We start from the raw sequence: 5,708 nt of genomic DNA, 5'->3' as shown, positions 1-5,708 counted from the left end.
CTGTATTAAGAGGTAATTTTACTTATGCGACAAGCGAATATGTAATTTACGAAGAACCGGATTATTCCAGCGTTCCCTGGAGGTCGCGCGTAGGAAGAAATATCTCCCAACAATGGGGATATATTGCCGAACGTCTTTTTATTGATAATGATGAAGTAAAAAACTCTCCCACTCAGACATTCGGAGAATATAGTGCGGGAGATATTAAATATAAAGATATCAACAGAGATGGGCAAATTGATGAAAACGACCTGGTTCCGATAGGTTATCCGAAAACACCGGAAATCATTTACGGATTCGGGGGATCTATTGGTTATAAGGGTTTCGATGCGTCTGTTTTTTTCCAGGGTTCAGCCCGCTCTTCTTTTTGGATCAATTCTCAGAATGCGGTACACGACATTTCACCCTTTATTAACGATCGTTCCTTGTTGAAAGTAATTGCAGAGAGCCACTGGTCGGAAGATAACCGCGATATCCATGCTTTCTGGCCACGGCTTTCGGAAACCAGTATCAGCAATAATAATCAGCCAAGTACATGGTGGTTGCGCAACGGTTCGTTTTTGAGACTAAAGACAGCCGAGGTCGGCTACACCCTACCGGAAGACTTAGTAAAAAAGATACATCTGCAAAATATACGCCTATATGCGTCAGGGAGCAACCTGTTTTTGTGGAGTGGCTTCAAGCTGTGGGATATTGAACAGAGTGACAGGGCTTTTAATTATCCGCCACAGCGGGTGATGAATGTAGGTGTGAATATTGAATTCTAACGATTAAAAAAAGTATTTATGAAACATATGATAAAAACGACAAAACTATTGGTTTTATGCCTTAGTGTGTTTTTGTTCGCAAAATGCTCCGACTACCTGAATGTGGTGCCCGACGGAGTAGCGACGCTGGATAATGCCTTTTCCAATCGGCTTAATTCAGAAAAATTCCTGTTTTCCTGCTATAATATGCTGCCGAATCAAAACGATCCGTTTACCTATCCGGGGAATGTCGGATTTGATGAAATATGGTGGGATATTGATGTAAGCGGTTTGAATACCCGAAGCGGTTCGCGCATTGCCCGGAATGATCAGAATTCTGCAGCCCCTTTTCAAAACTATTGGGATGGATTACGGGACGGAAGACCCTTATGGGTAGGGATACGCGATTGTAATATATTTCTGAATAATATACACAAGGTTCCTGACCTGCAAACATGGGAAAGATTCCGCTGGATTTCGGAAGTGAAATTCATTAAAGCTTATCTTCATTTTTTCCTTTTGCAATTATACGGACCGATACCTATTATGGATACGGATGTTCCGGTAAATGCTTCACCTGAAGAAGTGCGCGTTTATCGTGAACCGGTAGAAGAGGTGATTGAATATATTGTAAATCTGTTGGATGAATCAATGGAATATCTTCCCGGTTATATCGAAGAAAGTACCACCGAAATGGGGCGTATTACCAAACCCATAGCAGCCTCGGTAAAAGCAAAAGTATTGGTGTGGGCGGCCAGTCCGCTTTTTAACGGCAATCCCGATTATGTGAATTTTAAAGATAACCGGGATATACCCTTTTTCCCTACCACCGACAACAGTAAATGGGACAAAGCGCTTGAAGCGATCAGGGAGGCTATTGATATGTGTCATGATAACGGTCATGCGTTATATCGTTACCAACGCGGTTTTGAGACAATGTCGGATACTACCCTGCTGAAATATACCTTAAGGGGGGCCGTCTCGGAGAAACCTTATCTGAATCCGGAAATTATCTGGGCGCATCCGGCCTACACAAACGCCAATCAATTCCAAAATTATTGTACACCTAAATTCTTCAGTACCTATGGGGGTACAGCAGAACTAAGCGCTACGTTGAAGATAGCGGAACAATATTATACGAAAAACGGCGTACCGATTGACGAAGATCGGGATTGGGATTATTCCACGCGTTATGAAACAAGGTTGGATACCGGTGCATTCCATAAGTATTATATCGGTAAAGGAGAAACGACAGCAAAACTGAATTATTACCGGGAACCCCGTTTTTATGCGCATTTAGCGTTCGATCGCAGCCTTTATGAGGCCCTGGCTCAAAAAGAGCAAGAAACGATTGTTATCAAAAACCGAAGCGGAGACAGTCATGGTGTCGTGTTTTCCGATGCCCATATATCCACAGGTTATTTTATAAAAAAATTAGTTAGTTTCCGGTCAGGAACTACCACCACCTCTCCAAGCCCTGTAAGGTTTTCTATTCCTGTGATCCGGTTAAGCGACCTTTACCTGTTATATGCCGAGGCGTTGAATGAGACAAAAGCTGTACCTGACAGGGAAGTTTATCAATGGGTTGATAGTATCCGTTTTCGTGCCGGACTGGAAGGTGTAGTCGACTCCTGGTCCCAATATTCCAACATTCCGGGTAAACCGTCTACCAAAGAAGGTATGCGGGAAATCATCAAGCAGGAACGGATGATAGAACTGGCATTCGAGGGACAACGTCCTTTTGATCTCCGCCGCTGGAAAGACGCTGTACGCTATATGAACCAGCCGGTACAAGGTTGGGACTACCAGGGAGTCAAGCTGGATGAATACTATATAGTGGTTACTTATTATAATAACCGTAATTATACAATGAAAGATTACCTCTGGCCTCTGAGGACCAGCTCTCTTATTCAAAACCCCAATCTGGTGCAAAATCCAGGATGGTAAATAATTACAACCAAACATACAAAAGTATCAGAATATGAAGCGAAAAAAAATAAATATAAAAAAGCCGTTCTTCGGTTTCAATATAACAGGATTTGTGGTCGTATTCCTTATTTTTATATTCTCGTGTAGTGAAGACAAAATAGGGCAGAATCCTACCGATAACACCCCGCCTCCTCCTGTAACAAATGTACGTACGGAGCCGATACCAGGAGGAGCAAACATCTTTTATGATATACCGAACGAAGCGGATATCTCTTATGTAACGTGTGAATATTTGTTTCAAGGAAAGAAAAAGATATCCCGCGCATCTATTTATAACGATTTTGTAACTGTAGAAGGATTACCCGATATAAGCCCCTGTGAATATACCCTTTATCTGGTTGATCACAATGAGAACAAATCAGCACCTTATGTCAGTTCATTTATTCCGTTGGAACCTCCCTATCAGACCATATTTAAAACATTGGAAATGGAACCTGATTTCGGAGGAGTGGTGATTCGCTGGAGAAATGAGGGAAATGTGATGATTGGAGCCTTTCTTCTGGCGATGGGTGATGACGGTGAGTGGGAAGAATATGATCTGGCCTTTTCAACATTGAAGGAAGACAAACGTTCTATCAGGGGATATAATACCGACCCACGCTTCTTTGCTGTTTGTCTGATGGATAAGTTCGGGAACTATACCGACACCTTGAAACTGGAACAGGTTCCGTTATATGAAAAAGAATTAGACAAGAAATTGTTTAAAGACGGACACTTAGCGGGCGACAATACCACTTCACATACAAGCCGTCCGATAAGCAATATCTGGGATGGCAATATTTCCGTGATATGGCATACGGTCCCCGATGCGGGGTTTACCCCTCCGCAAACATTCACCATTGATCTGGGAGTGGAAGCCCAACTAAGTCGTATAATGCTATGGAACCGGCAGGATGGTTTTACCTTTGCCCAGCACAATGTGCACTATTTTGAAGTATGGGGTACAAAAGAACTGAAATATCCTATTAACGATGTAAATTATTCAACCGGTCCTTGGCGTGATGACTGGATCTTGTTAGGCGATTTTGAACAAATCAAACCGTCCGGACTTCCGTTAGGACAGTCAAATGATGAAGATCTGGCAGCTACTGCTGCCGGAAGTGAATTTATCTTTGAGTCCGGAGCCGGTAATATACGGTATATTCGTTTCGTTGTAAAAGAGACATGGGCGCGAACCGCCGCTTTGCATATTGCCGAAGTATCCGTATTTGGTGATGACGGTGTAAGGAATGGAGAATGATTAATTAAATTACACGAAAGAAAATGAATAAACATATAATTTTAAAAAACTATAGAGGGAAAAGAGACCAGTCCTTCATTATCTTAGCTGTCTTCCTTTTCATGATGATGGTAGCCTGTGACGATATGAACAGTATTCATCAGGAATATTATGACAGGGGCGAAGATATTTATACAGGTGTAGTAGATTCGGTTAAAGTTCACCCCGGCTATGAAAAGGTCTTGCTTAAGTGGGAAATAAATGCTGATCCGCGCATTACTAAAGTAGTAATATACTGGAATCAACGGGCTGATTCTGTGACTATTGATGTAAATCGCACACAAAGCGGACGCATTCAGATGAATCATTATCTCGAAAACATAGAAGAAGGTGATTACGTTTTTGAATTTATTACCAGAGATAATGAAGGTCATTATTCTATGGTGCAGCAAGCTGCTGTATTGATTTACGGCGAATCCTACACACAAACGTTAAGGAACAGGAACGTTTCCTCTATCACTAAGCAAACGGATGGAAGCATGTTAATTAGATGGGATCCGATAGCAAACCGAGAGATTCAGTATACGACTATAACTTATACGAAAGACGGCATCACAGAGTTTGTCCGTGTAGAAAATACAGATACGGAAACCTATTTGACCGAACTCGAGACAGGAGATAAAATCAGCGTCTTTACAACCTATCTTCCTGAAAATGCAATAGAAACATTGAATTCCCCGGCAAGAGAATACATCCTGCCTAAATTGGAGAGAGAAATCAATAAAGCAAATTTTTCAATTGTTATTTTAACCGGTGATAATACTTCTGTAAATGGGATACGAGATCTTTCAAAAATATGGGATAAGGCCACAGGAAATCCGGGTATTTTACACACAATTGAAAATGCTCCCGGATTCAACTTTCCACATCATTTTACATTCGATATGGGAGTATTGGCTGAAATCAGCCGTTTCCGCATTTGGCCGAGAACCGAGGTAGGAGCTTTTACCGGTCATAGTCCTCGTTATTTTGAAATATGGGGAACAGACGAATTGAAAAAAGCCCATGATGACGAATCTTATTGGAAATCGGACAATTGGAAAAACGATTGGCTTCTTCTGGGAGATCATGAGATTATTAAACCTGCCACAAGTGCGGATCAAAGCGCCGCATGGGCTGCCGGATGGGAATATAATGTGAATGAAAACATCGGCCGGGTTCGATATATCCGGTTAATTATCAAAAATTCAAACTGGCAGGGATCGAATTGTGTAAATATGGGTGAAATAACACTTTGGGGTGATGACCTTTGACAACACTCCGGTCGTTTAATTTATTAGGTTTTACATTTGTTGTACAATACGAGGCTTTTGATATAGCCCCGTATTGTATAGCAAATGTATTTTTGTAAAATTGAATCGCAAGGCCGGAAAATAATTGGCAGAAGTGCATTTGCGGCCGGATGGGCTGAACCGGGCAAAATTATTCTTCATGGTTCTTCCGCAATCCTCTTACTATTTTAACATAAAAAAACCATTTTATATAGTTTTAATATCATTTTTTACAGCTATAAGGGATACTATCAAGGTATTTTTGTAAAAATTCTCTCAAAAATAAAAATTAAGCCTTCGAGATTTTAATTGTTGCGCATTAAGGGTAGCCATAAAAACAAAACGAGGATGAAATCATATCGTATCACTCATTGTAATTTATCAGCATGACACAAATAAATTGTATATCTTTCCCTGATAAGA

General features: G+C 41.1%; 3 protein-coding genes and 1 pseudogene. All 4 read left to right on the top strand.

What is annotated here, in order from left to right; translation table 11 throughout:
* Window positions 1-767, top strand: a pseudogene (locus Q0502_RS10070) (SusC/RagA family TonB-linked outer membrane protein); the annotation flags it as partial.
* 18 nt (window positions 768-785) lie between these two features.
* Window positions 786-2,693, top strand: coding sequence for a RagB/SusD family nutrient uptake outer membrane protein (locus tag Q0502_RS10065; protein WP_298650263.1), 1,908 nt, complete (start codon window positions 786-788; stop codon window positions 2,691-2,693).
* Between the two features lie 34 nt (window positions 2,694-2,727).
* Complete coding sequence (locus Q0502_RS10060; RefSeq protein WP_298650261.1) at window positions 2,728-3,975, top strand: DUF5000 domain-containing lipoprotein; 1,248 nt, start codon at window positions 2,728-2,730, stop codon at window positions 3,973-3,975.
* Between the two features lie 23 nt (window positions 3,976-3,998).
* Entirely contained in the window at window positions 3,999-5,267 is a 1,269-nt protein-coding gene (locus tag Q0502_RS10055) for a DUF4998 domain-containing protein (RefSeq protein ID WP_298650258.1), read from the top strand.
* The last annotated feature ends 441 nt before the right edge of the window (window positions 5,268-5,708 follow it).

The sequence above is a fragment of the uncultured Proteiniphilum sp. genome (genome assembly GCF_937873925.1).
In the GTDB taxonomy this organism is placed as follows: Bacteria; Bacteroidota; Bacteroidia; order Bacteroidales; family Dysgonomonadaceae; genus Proteiniphilum.
The sequence above is the reverse complement of the archived record's forward strand: the minus strand, read 5'-3'. Positions and strand labels throughout refer to the sequence as shown.